General features: G+C 61.7%; 15 protein-coding genes. 6 read left to right on the top strand and 9 right to left on the bottom strand.

Features of this window, described 5'->3' with window-relative positions; genetic code table 11:
• Nucleotides 1-92: 92 nt before the first annotated feature.
• Nucleotides 93-473, bottom strand: a complete 381-nt coding sequence (locus C482_RS09405) for a PIN domain-containing protein (RefSeq protein ID WP_006167338.1) — start codon at nucleotides 471-473, stop codon at nucleotides 93-95.
• 1 nt (nucleotide 474) lies between these two features.
• Nucleotides 475-714, bottom strand: a complete 240-nt coding sequence (locus C482_RS09400; protein ID WP_006167337.1) for an antitoxin VapB family protein — start codon at nucleotides 712-714, stop codon at nucleotides 475-477.
• Nucleotides 715-955: 241 nt separating this feature from the next.
• Between C482_RS09400 and C482_RS21785 the strand changes: the two genes are divergently transcribed.
• Nucleotides 956-1,120: a hypothetical protein gene (locus C482_RS21785; RefSeq protein ID WP_006167336.1), complete on the top strand. Its 165-nt coding sequence runs from the start codon at nucleotides 956-958 to the stop codon at nucleotides 1,118-1,120.
• Nucleotides 1,121-1,208: 88 nt separating this feature from the next.
• Here C482_RS21785 and C482_RS09395 read toward each other — a convergent pair whose 3' ends face one another.
• Nucleotides 1,209-2,165 carry a TIGR03557 family F420-dependent LLM class oxidoreductase gene (locus tag C482_RS09395; protein WP_006167335.1) on the bottom strand — a complete coding sequence of 319 codons (957 nt, stop codon included), beginning with the start codon at nucleotides 2,163-2,165 and terminating at the stop codon, nucleotides 1,209-1,211.
• 155 nt (nucleotides 2,166-2,320) lie between these two features.
• Between C482_RS09395 and C482_RS09390 the strand changes: the two genes are divergently transcribed.
• The 3 genes from C482_RS09390 to C482_RS09380 all read left to right on the top strand — a co-directional run bounded on the left by C482_RS09390 (nucleotide 2,321) and on the right by C482_RS09380 (nucleotide 5,737).
• Complete coding sequence (locus C482_RS09390) at nucleotides 2,321-3,817, top strand: metallophosphoesterase (protein ID WP_006167334.1); 1,497 nt, start codon at nucleotides 2,321-2,323, stop codon at nucleotides 3,815-3,817.
• A 124-nt stretch (nucleotides 3,818-3,941) separates the two neighbouring features.
• Nucleotides 3,942-4,967, top strand: a complete 1,026-nt coding sequence (locus C482_RS09385) for an ABC transporter ATP-binding protein (RefSeq protein WP_006167333.1) — start codon at nucleotides 3,942-3,944, stop codon at nucleotides 4,965-4,967.
• Nucleotides 4,964-5,737, top strand: a complete 774-nt coding sequence (locus C482_RS09380) for an ABC transporter permease (protein WP_006167332.1) — start codon at nucleotides 4,964-4,966, stop codon at nucleotides 5,735-5,737. Before C482_RS09385 ends, C482_RS09380 begins: the two co-directional genes overlap by 4 nt.
• Nucleotides 5,738-5,839: 102 nt before the next feature.
• On the opposite strand, the gene C482_RS09375 is transcribed toward C482_RS09380, so the two are convergent.
• The 3 genes from C482_RS09375 to C482_RS09365 all read right to left on the bottom strand — a co-directional run bounded on the left by C482_RS09375 (nucleotide 5,840) and on the right by C482_RS09365 (nucleotide 12,091).
• The gene (locus C482_RS09375; RefSeq protein WP_006167331.1) at nucleotides 5,840-8,287 is read right to left on the bottom strand and encodes an ATP-binding protein; all 2,448 of its coding nucleotides are present in this window, start codon (nucleotides 8,285-8,287) and stop codon (nucleotides 5,840-5,842) included.
• Nucleotides 8,288-8,414: 127 nt separating this feature from the next.
• Nucleotides 8,415-9,023, bottom strand: coding sequence for a DUF420 domain-containing protein (locus C482_RS09370; RefSeq protein WP_006167330.1), 609 nt, complete (start codon nucleotides 9,021-9,023; stop codon nucleotides 8,415-8,417).
• Nucleotides 9,024-9,139: 116 nt separating this feature from the next.
• On the bottom strand, nucleotides 9,140-12,091 hold the full coding sequence (locus tag C482_RS09365; RefSeq protein WP_006167329.1) for a leucine--tRNA ligase: 2,952 nt from the start codon (nucleotides 12,089-12,091) through the stop codon (nucleotides 9,140-9,142).
• 317 nt (nucleotides 12,092-12,408) lie between these two features.
• Between C482_RS09365 and C482_RS09360 the strand changes: the two genes are divergently transcribed.
• The gene (locus C482_RS09360) at nucleotides 12,409-14,310 is read left to right on the top strand and encodes a polysaccharide deacetylase family protein (protein ID WP_006167328.1); all 1,902 of its coding nucleotides are present in this window, start codon (nucleotides 12,409-12,411) and stop codon (nucleotides 14,308-14,310) included.
• Nucleotides 14,311-14,622: 312 nt separating this feature from the next.
• Here C482_RS09360 and C482_RS09355 read toward each other — a convergent pair whose 3' ends face one another.
• Nucleotides 14,623-16,524, bottom strand: coding sequence for a carbamoyltransferase family protein (locus tag C482_RS09355; protein ID WP_006167327.1), 1,902 nt, complete (start codon nucleotides 16,522-16,524; stop codon nucleotides 14,623-14,625).
• Between the two features lie 553 nt (nucleotides 16,525-17,077).
• Here C482_RS09355 and C482_RS09350 point away from each other — a divergent pair.
• On the top strand, nucleotides 17,078-17,983 hold the full coding sequence (locus C482_RS09350) for a carboxypeptidase regulatory-like domain-containing protein (protein WP_006167326.1): 906 nt from the start codon (nucleotides 17,078-17,080) through the stop codon (nucleotides 17,981-17,983).
• A gap of 198 nt (nucleotides 17,984-18,181) precedes the next feature.
• Here the strand turns inward: C482_RS09350 and C482_RS09345 are convergent, their stop codons facing one another.
• Entirely contained in the window at nucleotides 18,182-18,520 is a 339-nt protein-coding gene (locus C482_RS09345) for a hypothetical protein (protein ID WP_006167325.1), read from the bottom strand.
• Between the two features lie 153 nt (nucleotides 18,521-18,673).
• Nucleotides 18,674-19,213, bottom strand: a complete 540-nt coding sequence (locus C482_RS09340) for a hypothetical protein (RefSeq protein WP_006167324.1) — start codon at nucleotides 19,211-19,213, stop codon at nucleotides 18,674-18,676.
• Nucleotides 19,214-19,386: the final 173 nt, after the last annotated feature.

Raw genomic sequence — 19,386 nt, 5'->3', positions numbered from 1 at the left:
GTCACTACCGTTGCCACTGCCAGTATCACAGTCTCTGTCTCTCGCACTCGGCAGAACCCTATACAGAACCATAGCGGAGAGCAACGCCCTCCTTAGTAGTCGACCAGTTCCAGCCCAGGAACGTCCGCAAAGTCGCCGTCGTGCGTGACCAGCGACGCACCGTGATGCCGACAGATGCCGGCGATCATCACGTCGGCCGCGTTGATCGTCGTCCCGTTTTCGAGCAGTTCCGCGTGAATCTGCGCTGCTTCTCGACTCGCACCCGCGTCGAACGCCAGCGGCTCGGTCCAGTCGAGCCCCGTCAATACGTCCTCGACCGACCGGCTCTCGGCCCAGGCCGATTCCCGGCCGACTTCGAACAGCGCCAGCGTCGGCACGTAGTAGACCGGTTCGTCTCGCTGCTCCAGAAACAATTGTGTTGCCTCGACGCCGTTCAGATAGTCAATCACGAACGACGCATCCAGTGCGATCATCTCAGAGACTCCGGTCCCGTCGCTCTCCTCGCTCGTCGAGCGCCTCATCGAGGTCGGCTCGAGCACGCTCACTCGAATCCGGGAAGCCGTCGTCTTCGGCGAGCATGCCGAACCCCTTCATCACATCTTTATCAGCCTCGGTGAGACGCAAGATCGTGTCTGTGAAGCTCTCGTCCTCTCGTTTGTGCGCTTTGAGATTCTCGTACGCTTCCGTCGTGATTGTAATGTTTTTCGTTCCCATACGTCTGCGTGTACGTGTACACGTACACGGATTGGTGCCTTAGGCGTATCGGGGTTCTCAGGATACTGTAGTTCCGCTACCTGGCGCGAAGACGTACTGAGACTGTCCGATTAGCACTAAATCCATTTTGGGTCTGAAATCTACCGGTTCGAGTACCACCTCCGCTACCGACCATGTTCTCTGGGAACGTGTCGGAACGAAACAGTAAGGTCTCAACACCGTGTAGTGCCGAGACAGAGCGATGCTTGAGTTTCTCCTGTTTATCATCGTACTTGTTGTGGGTGGTGTCCTCCTCTTTTTGCCAACCCTCGCGATGAGCTGGTGGCAGTCCGAGCGCCAGAACGATAGCCGTTCAACGGACGGAAACGAGGACACGGATGAGGGCAACGACAAGAACGGAGAGTGAGCACGGTGACCGAGAAGGATCGCTGGAACGTCGCTGCGTCGAACAGCGAGCAGTCCAATTCGACGCAGCGCGTCTGGATCGCTCGTCCTCACCGAACTGACGGGAGTACCTCCTCTTCGTAGAACTCGAGTGCCTGTTTCTGCTCGGGGCCGATCTGGTGGACGTAGACGTGGTCGTAGCCCGCGTCGACTGCCTGCTCGATGCTGTCGATGTGGGCCTGTGGGTCCGGGCTGGTGACGGTGCTGCCCTCGGCGATATCCTCGCGCTCGACCATCTGGGCCGCCTGTTGGAAGTGAGCCGGCGTGGGAAGTTCCTGGCCGAGTTCGCCTGGAATCGTGCCGTTGGGCCAGTACTCGTGGACGGTGTCGACTGCCTCGTCCTCGCTCTCGGCGTAGCACATGTGCAGTTGTGTGTAGGCTGGCCCCTCGCCGCCGGCATCTCTGTACTCCTCAACGATTTGCCCTTTCGGTCCAGAGCACCAGATACCGTCGCCGTGGTTGGCGGCCCAGCGGGCCGTCTGCGGACCGAACGCGCTCACGATGGTGGTCGGCTGATCGTCGGGGACCGTATAAAGCCGGGCGTTCTCGACCGTGTAGTGCTCGCCGTAGTGGCTCGTCGTTTGGCCGGTCCAAAGTTTGTGCATCACGTCCATCGACTCCTCTAGCATCTCGAGGCGAACGTTGTGTTCGGGCCAGTGCTGTCCGGTGACGTGCTCGTTCAAATTCTCGCCGGTACCGACGCCGAACGTGAACCGATCGCCGAACATCACGTCGACCGTCGCGACCGCGTGCGCGACGTTGACCGGATGGATCCGTATTGTTGGGCAGGTAACACCGACCCCGACCTCGATCTCGTCGGTCGCCGTCGCGATGGCTCCCAGCGTGGACCAGACGAACGGTGACTCTCCCTGCGCGGAGACCCACGGGTGGAAGTGATCTGAAATCGAGACGAAGTCGAAGCCCATCTTCTCGGCACGTTGTGCGTACTCGACGAGTTCGGTCGGCCCGTGCTCCTCACTCGAGAGGGTGTAGCCAAACTGTGTCATTCTGGACTGGCTACCACGAACCCGAGGGTAACGGTTGAGCCTGCACGAGCGCGGTTCTGGTTCGGTTGCAGAGCAGATTGTACTCGAGTCCACACGCGTCGCAGCCAGACGACAACACCTTTCGAAGTGGAGCCACAGACTGGCAACATACACGAATGGGTACCGAATCCGACGATGGCGATGGTGACGAAGACGGCGGTACCGACATCGAGACTCCTGCCGACGACGATACCGACCGTGACGATCGAGTCTACTACGTCATCAGCGACCTCCACATCGGCGGCGACGAACAACTCGAGGAGATCGAGTTCTTGGACGAACTGCTCGCCTTCCTCCAGCGCCTCGAAGAAACCGACGAGAACGCCGAACTCGTGATCAACGGCGACGCGTTCGGTCTCTGGGAGTTCACGACGGTCGAAGGCGTCGAGAAGTTCGACGTACTCGAGGAGACGTATCCGGAACTGTTCGAGCAGTTCCGGGCAACGGGTGCGAACATCCCGATCACTTTGATTCCGGGGAATCACGATCACGAACTGGCTGCCTACGACGAGTTTGTCGAGCGCTTTGCCGAGTACAACGTCGACCTCGTCCAGGAGAAATCGATCACCCGGCCCGTCGGGGAGCAAGCGATTCACTTCGAGCACGGCCACCAGCAGGATCCGAACAATCGGATCGAAGACTGGGGGAACCCGCACGCGACGCCGCTTGGGTACTACTACAATACACTTGTGACGAGTCGCGCGGGCCAGTTGTCGAATCGCGGGCGGTACAACTGGCTAAAGGACGTCCAGGCGGTGACGCCGACCGAACGGATGCCGATCTGGCTCTTCTCGAAGTACTTCTATCGAGAGATGAACCCGCTCATCCGGTACTCGCTGGTACCGTTCCTGTTGCTGTTCAATATCAGTGCGCTACTCGCGGTGCTGTCGGGACTGCATCTGGCGGGGATCTGGACGCTTCCCGTTGAGCAGACGACCTCTTTCCTCAGCCAGTTCGGGACGGCCGGAACGGCCGCCTGGTTCCTGTTGTTGCTCAACGTCGGCATCGCCGGCATGCTGGTGCTCATCGGAATCCCGCTGTACTTTATCCGCCGGGATATCCGGAAGACGATCAATCGCTTTGGCGTCTTCGAGACGGAACTCACGGTCGACCCCACAGAATCCTACGAGGAGGCCGCCCGCGCCTGCTTCGACAGCGAACCGGAGACGACAATCTTCTGTTTCGGTCACACTCACCGACCGATGCTCAAGGAGGTCGACGGTGGTGTCCTCGTCAACACCGGCACGTGGCTCAAGCGTCTCCACCGACGCGACGGCATCATCGGCATCCTGCCACCGGTGTTCTACCCGTCGTACCAGCTTGCGGCGGTTCGAATCGCAGCTGAGCCAGCGTCGACGGACGCAGCTACGTCTGACTCCGCCGCGACGGCTGCGACCGACGCCGCGGACGAAACAGAACCGTCGCGCGTTACCGTCGGCTTCGAGCAGATCACCAAACCGAGCCCTGCCTCGGAGGAACTCACTCGCACCGAGCGCTTCTTCACCGTCGGCCGGGAACCCGAACCGGATCTGCCGGAGCGTCACGTTGTCGATCCGTCGGGGCAACACGTGGAACCAGTGGCGGAACTGATCTCCACGCCAGCGGACGACTGATACGGATCGTTGTAGCGTGTTGCCGGTGACCGCTGCCCCGTTGGAGCGATCACCGGTAACGAACTGTACCGAATCGTATGAACAAACCGAATTCCTTACCCACGCTGCATCGCTATCACCGGATATGACTGCCGTAGTCGAGGCGACAGCCCTCGAGAAGCGCTATGGCGAGACCGTCGCCCTATCGGGGGCGTCGCTCTCAATTCCTGCCGGGGAAGTCTTCGGACTGATCGGGCCTAACGGCGCGGGAAAGACGACGCTCGTCCGCGCATTGACGGGGACAACGGAGCCGGACGCGGGAACGGCGACAGTCCTCGGCGAGTCGCCAACGGCGATCGACCGCGACCGCCTCGGCGTCCTCCCACAGGACTTCTCGCCACCAGATCGCCTCACCGCCCGTGAACTGCTCGCCTACTATGCTGGTCTCTACGACAACCCCCGCGATCCAGACGCCGTGCTCGCGGCTGTCGGCCTCGCCGACGCTGGCGACACCTGGTACGAGGACCTCTCCGGTGGCCAGCAACGACGCGTCTGCGTCGGCTCTACACTGGTCAACGACCCCGATGTGCTCTTTCTCGACGAACCAACGACGGGTATCGACCCCGCTGGTCGACGCACCGTCTGGCGACTGATTGAGGAGCTCGCAGCCGGCGGGACGACCGTGTTGCTCACGACCCACAATATGGCCGAGGCCGAACGATTGGCCGACCGCGTCGGCCTGCTGGCCGACGGCTCGCTGATCGCACAGGGCACCCCCGACGCACTCGTCGCCGAGTACGGCGGCTCGAGTCGACTCGAGATCGAGACGGCCGCCGACCCCGACACACTCGTCGAACTCGAGTACTCCGTCGAACGCGCTCAGCGTCGAACGCACACGGCTGCCGACGACACGGTGTCGTCCGGTGTCGAGGACACCCTCGTCGTGCGGGATATCGATCCTGCCGCAATCGGGGCCGTCGTTGACGCCCTCGAGCGGCAGGGACTCGAGTACACTGGCCTCTCGTGGACCGAACCGGATCTCGAGGACGTGTATCTCGAACTGGCGGATCGGATGGAGCGCGAGCGGACGGGTGGTGCTGGCGAGAGTGGCGAAAAGAAGCCAGACGATGAGACTACGACTGACCTGACGCAGACGGGTGAGACCGCATGAGCCGCCTCGGACGCATTCGATCCGCGACGAGTGCCGGCTGGCGGTCGTTCATCCGCCGCCGGACGGCGGTGTTCTTCACGTTCTTCTTCCCGGTCATCCTGATCGTTATTTTCGGCGCGCTCGTGCGCACGGACCCCGGTGATGGTGGCCTGTTCGCCGAGCCGGCGGCCTACTACGTACCGGGCTATCTCGCTGTCGTCGTCCTCTTTACGCCGTTCTCGCGGATGGGGAGCGAGGTCGCACGCCATCGCGAGGGCAATCGATTCGAGAAACTCGCGACGACGCCGCTGACGCGGACCGAGTGGCTGCTCGCCCAGACAGCCGTCAACGCTGTCATCATCGGTCTTGCGAGCCTGCTGATTCTCGCGCTCGTCGTCCTCTTGACGGGTGCTGAGATCACGTTTTCGGCGCTGCTCGTCCCGTACATCCTCATTGGTGTCGTCGGCTTCTGTGGCATCGGAGCGATGCTTGGGAGCTATACCGACTCGCAGGACGGCGCGATTGCAGCGAGCAACGCGATCGGCCTGCCGCTGTTGTTCCTCTCGGAGACGTTCATCTCGCTCGACCAGCTCCCGGGCTGGTTCGAACCGCTGGTGAATCTCTCGCCGCTGACATACTTCTCCCGTGGCGTTCGCGCGGCGACCGATCCTGCCGCGAATCCCGCGACCATCGCCGGCGTCGATCCAGCGCTTGCGAACCTCGCTATCCTCGTGGTGCTCTCGGTGATTACGTTCGCGCTCGGTGCGCGGTCGATTCCACGGACTGATTGAGTCTGTGGTTGGCTTCAACTGGTGCACTCGGCTTCAGCTGGTGTGCTCGCGCTTGCACGTTCACTATGCGACTCGATCGAGTCCGGACACCTGTCACTGTCGTCACGTCTCCTCTGCACACCCAGATGTCTCGGACTCGGACGTGTGCCGAGAGTCGGACTCGGTATCTGATTCAGAACCAGAGCCGAATTCGACCTCAGACTTAGACTCAGACTCTATCGATTCAAGGGTAACAGTGTCCAAGCGCGTTGGCAGCGTAAACGAAAACGTCGCTCCCTCGTCTGGCTCGCTATCGACCCAGATCTCGCCGCCGTGGCGCTTGATAATCCGCTGACAGAGTGCTAACCCGATGCCACTCCCCGTGTGTTCGTCAGCGGCGTGTCGGCGCTGAAACAGCCCAAAGATACGGTCTGTGTCGTCGGGGTCGATACCGGTCCCCTGGTCGCTGACTGAGATAACCCACTCCGAACCGGTGTCGTGGGCCGCAATATCGATCTCGGGCGGCTCCTCACCTGAGTATGCGATCGCGTTCGACAGCAGATTCTGGAACACCTGGCGCAACTGGTTGCCGTCACCCGCAACCCACGGCAACTCCGCTGCGGAAATGTCCGCGCCACTCTCGACGATCTTCATGCGTAGATCTCGCACGACATCCTCGAGTACCTCGTTCAGGTCGACCGGTTCGAACGGTTCACCCTGCGTCTCGACGCGAGAGAACTCGAGTAATCCGTTGATCATTTCCCGCATGCGGTCGGCACCGTCGACGGCGTAGTCGATGAATTCCTGGGCATCCTGGTCCAGTTCGTCTGCGTATCGCGACTCGAGTAGTTCGAGGTAGCTGCTAACCATTCGAAGCGGTTCTTGAAGATCGTGGGAGGCAGCATAGGCGAACTGCTCGAGACGTTCGTTCGACTCCTCGAGTCGTCGTCGGTACTCTCGGCGGTCGGTTACATCCCGGAAGTAGACCGACGCGCCCGTTTCGGAGGGGTAGATCGTCACTTCGATCCAGGCGTTCGCTGGTTCGTAGTAGTGTTCGTAGCTGGTCGGCTCCTGTGAGTCCATCGCCGTCTCGAAGCTGTTCCGGACGACAGCCTCGCTCGCCGACTCTGGAAAGACCTCCCAGAGTTGTTTGCCGAGAAGCTCTTCGCGCGAGCGTTGCAGGAGTTCCTCGGCACTGTCGTTGACGTGTGTGTACCGAAAGTCATCGTCGAACGCACAGATTGCCTCCTCGACGCGACCGAGAATCTCCTCAAGTCGGGACTCGAGTTTGCGACGTTCGGTGACGTCCCTAAAGGTGTAGATGACACCGTCGAGTTCACCGGTCGAGTCGTACAGGGGGCTACAGTGTGTCGAGACCCAGACGCGCTCGCCGGAGGGACGTCTGATGCCGACCACCTCGTTTCGCACTGGTTCTTCGGTTTGGATGATCCTGGTGAACGGCAAGTCGGTGAACGAGATCGAGTTGTCGTCTTCGTCGACCAGTCCCCAGCGCTCGTCATTGTGGGTGAACGTCCGCAGTTCGGAGAGTGGCCGGCCGGTGATCTCCTCGGCGCGCCTGTTCGCGAAGACACTCATCCCGTCGGTGTTGACGAGCATGATGCCAACCGGAGCGGCGTCGAGCACGCTGTCGGTCCAGGTCGTGGCTTCTTTGCGTCGTCGCTGGGCCCTAATTCGGTCGATCGTCGACGCTAGCACGTTTGCGACCGTTTTGAGAAACGCGATGTCCGCGTTGGTAAAGTCGCGGTTGTTCGTCGTATGGACAGCCAATACACCCCATGCAGTCGTACTCCCGTGAGTTTCGTCGAGCTCGCCGGTCTCACCGTCCTCGTCTTGGGGCGGCTCGGTGCTCGCCGTTCCCACTGTCCCGGCTGCAGCGCCAGTGCGTTCGCTCGTTCCGATCCGGACGGCAACCCCGTTCGTCACCGTATCCGACACCGGCTTGCCGGTCGACGAGAACCGATCGTCCGACGCCAGTTCCTCGACCACGACCGGCTCTGCGGACTCGAGTACCTCGCCGAGTTGTGTGTCTGGGTCGATGGGAATCGGCTTCTGGTTCGAAACGGCGATGGGCGTTGGCTGGTCGTGATGATCCGCAGTAGTGGAGGTGATGTTGGTTCGAGTCTCGGCTTCAGCGTCGTCTCCATTCGAACTGCCATCACCGGAAGCCTGCTCTTCTCCCTCACATCCCTCACTTGCATCGCCGGCGCGCTCCGTTCTGTCTACAGACACACCTGCACGCAGTCGAAACCGACCTCGATCGCTATCTGCCTGCAGGACGTACACCGAGGTGGCATCGAACACCGCTGCGACCTGCTCGGCCGTGAGTTGCAACAGGGACTCGAGTGTGTGTGGCTGGTCAGTGTCCGAATCCGGGTCTGTTGCATCGTTTGTGTCGTCGACTTCGTTTCTGTCCTGTGCCTCTCGTCTGGTGTGTTGCTCAGTCACCGAAAGTGATAACTCACTGAGTGTAGCCAGCACCTGCTGCTGGCGGAGCTGTTGTGACTGGTCGTCGTCGGTCCCACAGGACGACGAATCCATGACGACGTACATACTTCGTCGGTGCCTGTAAACCCTGTCCTGCGAAATCCCTGAGAGAGTGATCTTTGCGTACCGTTCTCTGTACGGTGTTGAGAGCTCGTATCCGCGGACAGTCTGCGATAAGTGGTCGCCTCCCCGGCTACATCAGCGAAACGAGCATCGACGGGAACTCGTAGTCGAAGATATGGTTCAACAGCAGATATGTTACCACACCGAGGGCGAGACTCAGGATCCACGCCGAGGCTGCAATTCGGCCGACCCGGGCGTGGGCCGTCTGGCGCAATTCCGCGGGCGTATGGGTGAGCCCGAGGATCAGGGCGTAGAGGACGACTGGAACGGAGACAATCGAGAGAACGATGTGGATCGCCAGCATCACCAGATAGGCATAATAGACCGAGTCAGGGCCGAGGAACTGCTTCTCGCCGCCGCCACCGCCGACGCGAGTGAGGTAGACGACCAGGAACAGGAGGATCAACACGAATGCGCCGATCATCGCGAGCCGATGCTTCTCGACCTCGTCGACGCGGATCCAGTACCAGCCGGCGATCAGCAGGATCGTTGTCGCCAGGTTAATCACCGCAATCGCATGGGTAAACAGGTTCACCTGCGCGTTCGTCAGCTCCGGATAGATCGGTAGCTCGAACAGGAATGTCCCGATAACCAGCGCGTAGCCGACGATCGATAGGAAAATCGTCACGCCGAGGGGGCGTTCTCGAAGCCGCTCTCGTGCTGCGTCGGCAGTTGCCATTATCGGCCGTTAGGAGAGCCCACCTATCTGTCTTGCTGTTCTCCGTCGGCCAATTCGGCTGCTGTGCCGCACATCTTCGCCTGAACGGCGCTTTTGGCCACCGGTCGACTGATGGACTATTGAATACTAATTGCGGGCTTCCCTGGTTGGGCACGAGACGCGATATCTGCGTCCGGTGTGTCGTCCGCTGCAGTGTCTGCCGTCTCGTCTTCGACGTCTACTGCGGTCGCTGATCGAACACTCACAGTCACGCCGAACTCATCAGCAAGCAGCCACGCCGCCTGCTCGAGAAGTGTCTGTTCGCGCGTCGCTGTGAGTTCCTTCGAGGGTGAGTGTTGCCCGTCGATACGCCGCTGGTCCGCGACGAACGCAGCGAGTGGCTCCGGCTCGACACCAAGCTCGTTGGCCAGCGTGCCGACATCGATACTTCCGCTACCCGGTGTGTCGCCGGTCTCCGCCGCTCTGTCATCATCCATCTCGCCAGCTGCTTTCGCAAGGCGCGCCCCAACCTCGTACTTCCAGGGTTCGGCCACCACGAGGTCGATCCGTTCCGGGTCGTCGATCGATGCCACGTCAAGAATATCACGCACGTCAGCGCGCGTCGTCTCCACCAGCTGCCGTTCGAGCTGGTAGTCCACCTCGATCGTCGCCGGGTCGGACTCAAGTGCCGGCCAGTCGGCCTCGACGACGAGGCCGTCGCCGCGGAGCTTGTTCCAGAGCTCTTCGCCGAGGTGGGGCGCGAGCGGCGAGATGAGCACCGCAATGGTGAGCAGCCCGCGGCGGTAGACCTCACCGTGGATGCGGTCGTAGCTGCGGTACTGGCGCAGGAGGCCGGCGAGTTCCTGCACCTCGGTGACGACGCGGTGGAAGCGGAAGCGCTCGAACTCGGTGCGGGCGGCGACGATCGTGCGGTCGATTTCGCGGTCGACGAACTCGTCGTGGCTCGTTCGTTCGACACGGGTCTCGCCTTCGTCGACGAACTCGGTCGCCATACTGTACAGCGCCTGTTGGAGGTCGTACGCACCACGCACGTCGTTTGCCGTCCACTCGAAGTCCTGTTCGGGGTGGGCCGCCGAGAGAACGAACAGCCGGGTCGTCTCCGCGCCGTACTCGTCGGGCGTGACGACGTTCCCACTCGAGGAGGACATTTTCTCGCCCTCGTAGAGCACCGTCCCCTGGCTGACGAGTCGCTCGACGGGCTCGCGCTGGTCGAGAAAGCCCAGATCCGCCAGCGCGCGCGTCACGAATCGGATGTACAGCAGGTGCAAGATGGCGTGTTCGTCGCCGCCGACGTAGACATCGACGGGGAGCCACTCGTTCGCCAGTTCGGTATCGAACGGCGCGTCCGCAAGGTCGGGTGAGAGAAATCGCAGGAAGTACCACGAGGAGTCGACGAAGGTGTCCATCGTGTCCGTCTCGCGCTCTGCGGGGCCGCCACAGTCCGGGCAACTCGTCTCCTTCCACTCCTCGGCGGCGTCGAGCGGGTTCCCCGTGGTCTGAACGAACTCCGGTAACTCGACCGGCAGCTCCTCGTCGGGAACGAGAACGTGCCCACAGTCCTCGCAGTGGACGACCGGGATTGGCGTCCCCCAGTAGCGCTGACGTGAGATCAGCCAGTCCCGGAGTCGGTAGGTCACGTCGGGGTCGATCGCCTCGTGATCGTCGACGAGGTGGTCTCGAACGACCTCACTCGGTTGGCCGTCGTACTCGCTGTGCGAGGAGGACATGGACTCGAGTGCGAGTGTTCCGTCGGCGGTGAGGGGGGAGTCTGTGTTCGTGTCTGTGTCTGCGCCTGCGCTTGTGTCCGTGTTCGTTTCCGTCTCTCTCCCTGCATCTGTACTGTCCTCACCCTCGCCAGCCTCGGGAACGACGACCGTCTCGATCGGCAGCTCGTGTGCCCGTGCGAACTCGTAATCGCGCTCGTTGTGTCCGGGAACGCCCATCACCGCGCCCGTGCCCACGTCCGCGAGAACGTACTCGGCAATGTAGACCGGAATCTCCTCGCCCGTGAGCGGATTCTGAGCTGTCGCGTCGGTTTCAAGGCCTGCAGTACTGAAGTCGTCGCGCGCGGCGTGGCCGGTGTCGGGTGCACTCGTTCGCGCCTGGTCGACGAACGTTGCCACCTCATCGTCCGCGCTCGCGAGTTCACTCGCTAGGTCGTGTTCGGGCGAGATGGCGACGAACGTCGCGCCGAAGACGGTCTCGGGCCGGGTGCTGAAGACATCGACGGCGGTCTCCGACTCGTCGGCTGCCGTCGATACGTCGAACGTGAGCCGTGCCCCTTCCTGTCGACCGATCCAGTTCCGTTGAATCTCGCGAACACCCTCGGGCCACTGCTCGAGGTCGTCGAGTCCGTCGACCAGTTCGTCGGCGTAGTCGGTGATCGTGAAGAACCACTGATCGAGTTCGCGCTGCTCGACGGGGGTTGCACAGCGCCAGCAGACACGGGAGCCGGTGTGGCCGTGTGAGCTGTCGTCCCTATCACCGCTGGCAGCGGTGTCAGCGTCAGCACCGTCAGCGGCTGTCGTGTCTCGTTCACTCTCAGGCTCCTCAAGGACAACCTGCGCGTCAGCGAGCACCGTCTCGCAGTCGGGACACCAGTTGACCGTCGCGCCGGTGAATTCGACGAGGCTGGCCTCGTGGAACCGCTTGAACAGCCACTGGTTCCAGCGATAGTACGACGGTTCGCAGGTCGTTATCTCTCGTGACCAGTCGTAGCCGAAGCCGAGCGTCTCGAGTTCCTCGCGCATTCGGCGGATACACGCACGGGTCCAGGATTCGGGGTCGCTGGCCCGTTCGTAGGCGGCGTTCTCTGCGGGGAGTCCAAACGCGTCCCACCCCATCGGATGGAGGACGTCGTCACCGCGGAGTCGCCGGTAGCGGGCGTAGGCGTCGGTGATCGCGTAGTTTCGGACGTGACCCATGTGGAGCGTCCCGGAGGTGTAGGGGAACATCCCGAGGACGTAGGTTGGATCGACGGCCCCGTTCGGAAGTTCGGTGACGCCGTCGCGTTCCCAGACGTACTGCCAGAACTCCTGTACTTGCGCGTGATCGTACTGGTTTGTCATGTGGCGTTGCTCGTTGCCCCCAACTCTGGGGGCCGCCCATATCATTGTTCGGCCCGGACTCGGCCCGTGTGTGGTCCGGGTTCGACCTGTGTTCAGATCCAGCACCAGTCCGGCTCCGCGAGTGAGCCACGCCGCTTAGCACCCTGTTAAAGCCGGGAGACACACCACTACTGCAGTCTGGCCACCCTCAGCCAGTCCCCGTGCCCTGTTTCTTGTTCCCAGTGCCGTCCACACACCGAACCGAAACAGTTCGCGTCAGCACAATTAACGGCTCTATTAGAAAGTGTCCCCGAACGCGAGCGAGAAGTGATCACAGCATGACGCGTGGACTCTCTCGGCGACAGTTGGTGGCGGCACTCGGCGTCACGTCGACAGCAACGGTTGCGGGCTGTCTCGATGTACTTTCCGGTGACGAGTCGCCGGAGGCGGACTCCAACGGTGGCTCCGATTCGAACGGCGACGGAGACGGTGGAAACGGCGACGAGAACGGCACCGATAGCTGGCCCGCAATCGACCACGGCGAACTCCTCTCGGACTTCGAGTCCGCCGACGAGTGGGTCGCCGTCACCGGCGAAACCGAGACGGTCTCGGACGCCCCAACAGGTTCGCAGGCACTCGCCGTCGAGAGCGACAGCGACCAGGCCGCGATGCGGATCGAGTTCCCCCGCGGTATCGACCTCGACGGCTGGGACACCTCGATGGCAGTCAAAGCGGACGCCGTCGACCAGATCCATCTCGAGTACATGGCACCGTCGCGGGGTGATCACCTGACCAGCATCCGCCACGTGCCAGACGACTACGACGGCTGGCTCCGCCTCGACTTCGGCTACATCCAGAAGCACGGTGATCCGGACCTCTCGGACGTTCGACGACTGAACGTCGTCGCCGTCGGCCCCGAGGACGGCACCCGACTCGTCGCAGACGACCTCCGCAAGACCGAAGCAGCTGACAACGGCAAGGCGATCCTCTCGTTCTACAACGGCCACGCCTCTCACTACGAGCACGCACTCGATCGGCTCGACGAGCGCGACTGGGCCGGCGCAGTCCCGGTCGATCCGGATCAGATCGGCTCCGGCGGACGGATGGACCTCGTCCAACTCGACGAGCTTCACGAACGCGGCTGGGACATTTGTGGCTACCCGAGCGTCAGCACGCCGCTGCCGGAGATGCCCGAAGACCGCCAGCGACAGGTCGTCGCGAACGTTCGTGATACGCTCGCTGACCTCGGCTTCGAGGACGACTCCCGACACTTCTACGCCCCAGCCGACCGGATGGACGACTCACTTCAGACCGTTCTCCGGGAGGAGGTCGATTCTGCAGTCCTCGCCAGCGGTTCGCCGACCGGTGCACCGCCGACGAACACCCATATGCTCTCCCAGATCTGGGGCCCCGACCTCCACGGCGGCGTCCGCCGCGCGATCAACCTCTGCGATCAGTACAACCAGCTGGTCGTTCTTCGAATTCCACGCATCGTCGAACTCGAGAACGACGAGGAGGCAAGCGGGAACAGCATGTCACTCGAGGACTTCGACGAACTGGTCAACCATATCGAGCACCGCGGACTCGACGTGGTGACGCCGTCCGACGTGGTCGACGGAACGATGGATGGCGACGACGAAGCAGACGATGAGTCGGGCGACCAGCAGGGCCTCATCCTCGAGGCCGGCGAGAATCACTCCTTCGGTGGCATCGAATCGAACACGACAGAGTCGTTCGCACTCGAGAAGGGCATCGTCACGGCCGACTTCTCACACGACGGTGATGCGGATCTGACGGTCGAACTGGTGCCGGCCGGCGACACGAACGGCGACGACCGCGTGATTCCGACGACGAGTACGGCGACCCAGTCCGGCGAGTCGATCATCACGGTCGAGGAGGGAACGTACCAACTCGAAGTCGACGCCGACGGCGCGTGGTCGCTCGATCTCGACCAGCCCGAGGTCCACAGCGACGATCTGACGGCGCTGCCGACCGACGTGTCCGGGTCGGGTTCCTCCTACGTCGGTCCGTTCGACACCGAGGGTAACGTCTCGCTCGACGTGACCCACGACGGTGACGGCCTGTTCATGGTCGACGGCTACGGCGCGGACGGCCGCTCGGAGCAACTAATTCACCAGAACGGCACGTTCGATAGTTCGCGATCCTACAGCGCGGGTGGCGCGGTCTGGCTCAACGTCGAGGCCGACGGCGACTGGACGATTGCACTCTCCGATAGCTAAGACTAGAATCCGAAAAGCGTCGTTTTTTCTGCGAACCGTCGCGCACCGACCTCCCTGCTTATTTCCGTGGGTGTGCAGTACCCACTTCGCTCAATCGAGTCGGTCTGGTTCTATAGTAGCCACTGCAAGTCAATGCGCACCTGATCGTACGGCAACTGTGCGATCAGTGTGTAAATAGTTGCAGTTGTTACTATAGCTGCCAAGAACAAGGAGCTACCGAGCGGCTATCGACTTGCTTCAAGCCACAGTCGTCGTCGCTTCAATAAACGACCGGTACCCATATCTGGCCCGTGACAGCGCAGTACCGCCGCTTCAGCGGGTGCTGATATTCGAGAGAATTCTCGTCGTCGCGGTGGGTTCGCCGTTACTGTTCTCGGTTCCGGCGTCTGCGTGTCGCCCGGCCGAGCCGGTTCCGTGATTATCGTCTGCTGCGACGAACGTGCTCCGACTGCTATCCCGACTCGTCACGTCGAGACTCCGACCAGTGGGTGTGTTCGGCGCATCCTTCTCGAGTACGTAGTCCTCGAGGACCAGCACGTCGAGGCCCATGCCGTAGAAGTCTTTGACCGCCTCGGTGGGAGTATTGACGATCGGTTCGCCGTGGTCGTTGAACGAGGTGTTGAGCAGGATTGGTACGTCGGTGATGGCCTCGAACTCGGTGAGCAGGCGGTGGTAGCGCGGGTGCTGGTCTTCGCGGACCGTTTGGGGGCGGGTGGTCTCGTCCGCTGGGTGGACGACGGCGGTCAGGTCGTCCGCTTTCTCCGGGTCGACGTCGAAGCTGTTGATCATGAACGGCGCGGGCTGGCCGTCGACGAGGTATTCCGCGGCGGCCTCCTCGCGCATCGAGGGGGCGAACGGTCGCCACTCCTCGCGGTGCTTGACGAAGCGATTGACACGGTCACGCGAGGCCGCAGTGCGCGGATCTGCGAGGATGCTTCGCGCGCCGAGGGCGCGCGGACCGAGTTCCATCCGGCCCTGGAACCAGCCGACGAGTGCGCCGTCTGCCAGCCGTTCGGCGACATAGCGTTCCAAATTCTCGGGTTCCTCGTACTCGATCTTGTTCGTCTGGAGCTCTGACTCGATCTCCGCTGTGTCGTACTCAGGTCCGTAGTAGACATCCGTCAGCGGCTCGACGGCCGAGGGACGCTGGCCGACCCAGCCCGCACCGAGTGCGAGTCCTGCGTCGTGGGCGACGGGCTGGATAAACAGGTCATCGACGACGGCGGTCTCTCGGATCGCCTTGTTGAGTTTGCAGTTGAGCGCGACGCCACCGGCGAGGGCGACGTTCCCCGAACCAATGCCCGGTGCGTAGGTTCGGACGATGTCCGTGACGATCTCCTCTAAGAGCTTCTGTGTCGTGTAGGCCAGGTCCTTCTCCCACTGGGTGAACGACTCCGGACTCTCCTTCTGAGTTCGTCCGAACTCCTTTTCGAGGCGCTCGACGCCGTAGCCGGTTCCCCAGCGCTTGGTCAGTTCGGTGACATCGTACTCCGCACCGGTGTCGATCAAGTTCCGCAGCGTGCGTTCGATTTCGGGGTTTTCCTCTCCGTAGGGTGCAAGCCCCATCACCTTCCCTTCGCCGTTGAACATCCGGTAGCCGAGGTACTCCGTAATAATCGCGAAGAACAGCCCGAGACTGTTCGGGTGTTCGTACGTTTTCACACGCGTGAGCCCGCCTTGATGGCCCCGCCAGATTACCGTCGAGTCAAACTCACCCTTCGCGTCGATGGTCATCACCAACGCATCGTCGAACCCCGACGGGTGGAACGCGCTCGCAGCGTGACAGCGGTGGTGGGAACGCGTCTCGATCGGCGGCACCGGCGTTCCGATCTCGGCCAGTCGGTTCTCGATCTTGCGCGTCGGCGCGACCTTGCTCTGGACCTCCGAGACAAGGGTCTCCTCGAGTGCGGAGAGTTTTCGCGTCACACCGGGTGCACGGAGGGCGTCGCTGATGTAGTGTGAGCGGATTCGAGAGCGAAGGTGCGGATCGTAGGGCAGATAGATCTCATCGAGATGGGCGAGTTCGAGGTCACAGTAGTCGAGACAGGCGGTAATCGCGTTCGTCGGAAACGTCTCTGGCGCGTGTTTCTGGCGCGTGAGCCGTTCTTCTTCGATTCCAAACACCGGCGTCCCGTCCTCGAAGAGCACGGCACTCGGATCGTGCTGGCCGTAGAGACCGATCGCCGGTTTGAACGCGAGCGTGTAGTCTCCCATACCCGGTCTTTCGACCAGCGTATCCGATACTATGGGGCTATTAAACGACCGTCCGACTCGCTGCATCCGACTCGAGCAGATTGCCGGCACGTCCTGTTCGGGTCCCGCCGATGAGTCGACAGCACACCAATACCCGACACTGTTGCACCGAGCAGGGTGTACTCGAGTTGGGGGAGCGAATGAGCGAGCATCGTCTCCAGCCAGTAATGACGATCGTCTACAAAATGGGACAGTCACTCTGAACTGTCTTCCGGCCGTTTTGAGCAGTTCTGAGAGATTACGTGTTTAGGTATGAGGAGAGAAGATGTGTGGGTGGGGGCAGGTCGGGTGTGAAAACCCGTATCAGAAAAACGACCTTAGCACGTGTATAGTGAACCGCCGAAAGCGAGAACGGTTTTCGTAATGCAACGACTCCAGTATCGCCCGCGTCGTCGTGACGAACGCCCAGGGCCACAGCCAGTGCGTGGTCCGTGGGTTCCCCTCACAGGGAGAACGACCAGCCACGTCACAACGTATCGTTCACCGAATACCCGTTCGGCACAGTTATAGGTCAATGTCTAACAGTAGCCGTCGACAGACCGCGGAAACGCGATCGATCCAGACAGGTGTACAGGTGACGCTGACGCTCGCCGGCGTCGTATTGTTGGTTGCCGGCCTCGCACTCGCCGCGAGCGGTGCGTCAATCGGGGCACTCGGCCCGTTTGGAGACGAGGCTGACGAGCCGGAACCGGAAGCCGACGACCCGGCTGCCGACGGCGGAGACGATGAGTCAGCAGACAGTGACGACGGTGGAGAGAGCGATACCGATGCTGGCGATGACGACGGCAATCCAGATGATACCGACGATGCAGACGACGGGTCTGATGGCGATGAGTCGAACAACGGTGCCGATGACGGCGAAGACGAAGACGACGCTGACGAAAACGGCAGTGACGATGCAGACGAGCACACGCTTACGGCCACTATCGAAGACGAGGATGGCGACGAAATCGAGGACGCAACGGTCGAACTCACGAGCGACCTCAACTCCACGGAGCGAGCCGCTGACGACGGCACGGTCGAGTTCACCGTCAACGACGGCGAGTACACGCTCACTGCCAGCGCGGACGGCTACGAGGAGGCCGAGACGGATGTCGAAATCGACGGCGACGACGAGGATGTGACGTTGGTACTCGAGAGCCAGGATGACGACGCGGACGACGAGTACACCCTCACGACGCTCGTCGAGGATGAGGACGACGGCGACGAGATCGAAGATGCGACGATCGAACTCTACAGCGGGAATCAGCTCTTCGGTCCGGACGCCGAGGCAACGACTGACGACGATGGCGAGGCCGAACTGGACGTCGGGGAAGGCGAGTATACGGTGGTCGTCTCGGCAGACGACTACGAGGACGCCGAGTTCGAGATCGAGATCGACGACGATGAAGAGATCACGGTCGAACTCGAGGAGGACTGATCGGGACGGGCAGCGGCGTAGTTGCGGTTCTGCTCCCTCCGGCAGTTACTAACGATCTCTTCCTTGTTTCTTTTCTCTCCTGTCTTTTTGTCTTTCGTCTTCTCGCTCACCTCCGTTCTCTCGTGCACACTGATTGCGATACCACTGCGGGGCCAGATGGTGCGTGGTTGTTGCCTGGTGTTTCTGCTCTCGACCAACTCACCGACTCTCTCGTCGTTGCCAGTACACTCCCAGCGCTCCTATCGTCGTCGCGATTCCGACTGCAAGATGCGCAGCGGACAGGGTTGGCGACGAGACGCCGTACGGAACCGCACCTGATCCGCCGAACAGCATCGCGTAGAACGTCTCGTCGAACCAGACTGGCACGAGAAAACCGCTCGCACCAAGCACGCCGAGCCCACTCGCCGCACCGATCCGTGTCCTGGCGTCGCAGTCCCGGCGATCCGCTTCGCGATAGCCGAGCCAGGCCAGCAAGAGAAGGGCTGCGATAGCAATTGCGATCGTGAGGGATTCGAGTATCGGTGGAAGCGAGGACACGAGTGTCTACGTGTTGCTTATCTAACCACGTAGCTGTTGATAAAGGAGTGTTACCTTGCAGGGTAAATCGGGTGGGTCCGAATCGATTCTAGGGTACTCGAGTGCGTGCCGGCTAGTGGTTGTGACCGTCCCGAGGTCGGTTTCAGATCCGGATCAGTCCGGATTCGGGCTCGAATCTGAGTTCGAATCCCCGTCTACGTGTGAGCGCAGTTGATCCCGTCTAGCTGACTTTCTGTTTCTGGAAACCCCATCGCCGCGGAGCAGGAGTACACTGCTGCCGGCGACGACCAGATACCAGCCGGTCGCGGGGACGAACGTCCCGTCGAAGCCGACGAGCGAGTGCGAGCGGATGTAGTAGCCCGCGAGCACGAGCCCGATGAGTCCGTAGGCGCGAACAGCGAGTGACTGGTATCGGTACCAGTGCCAGTGCCAGTCCCGACGCCGATATCGGGCATCTCCTCGTGACGCACCCAGCGCGATACTGGCCAGCAAGAGTGCAGGAGCGAGCAGGAACACCCCGTACAGCTCCAGCCCCGCGTTCATCTTCGGAAGCAGTACGTCCGGTATCGAATCGGTCCGCCCGACCAGCGCAGGATTCGGGCGAATCCAGGGAGCGACCGCACCGAGCGCGATGGCGAGGACACCGGAAACTGTGAGTACGGCACGCAGCCGAAAGCCGCCCTGTTCGCTCATTTAACTGTTGCGTCGATTCAGAGCGGATCGATATATGCGTTCGGTGTCGGATTGTCACTGCGTCAGGGGTATCCAGTACGCTCGAGCAGTGGGCAGTAGGCACTGTGCCACACCAGCCCGACGTTCGGATATCCGACTGCAGCGGCTACAGGAACAGTACAGACAGGTGCAGG

The organism is Natrialba chahannaoensis JCM 10990, from assembly GCF_000337135.1.
Classification (GTDB): Archaea; Halobacteriota; Halobacteria; order Halobacteriales; family Natrialbaceae; genus Natrialba; species Natrialba chahannaoensis.
The sequence above is the reverse complement of the archived record's forward strand: the minus strand, read 5'-3'. Positions and strand labels throughout refer to the sequence as shown.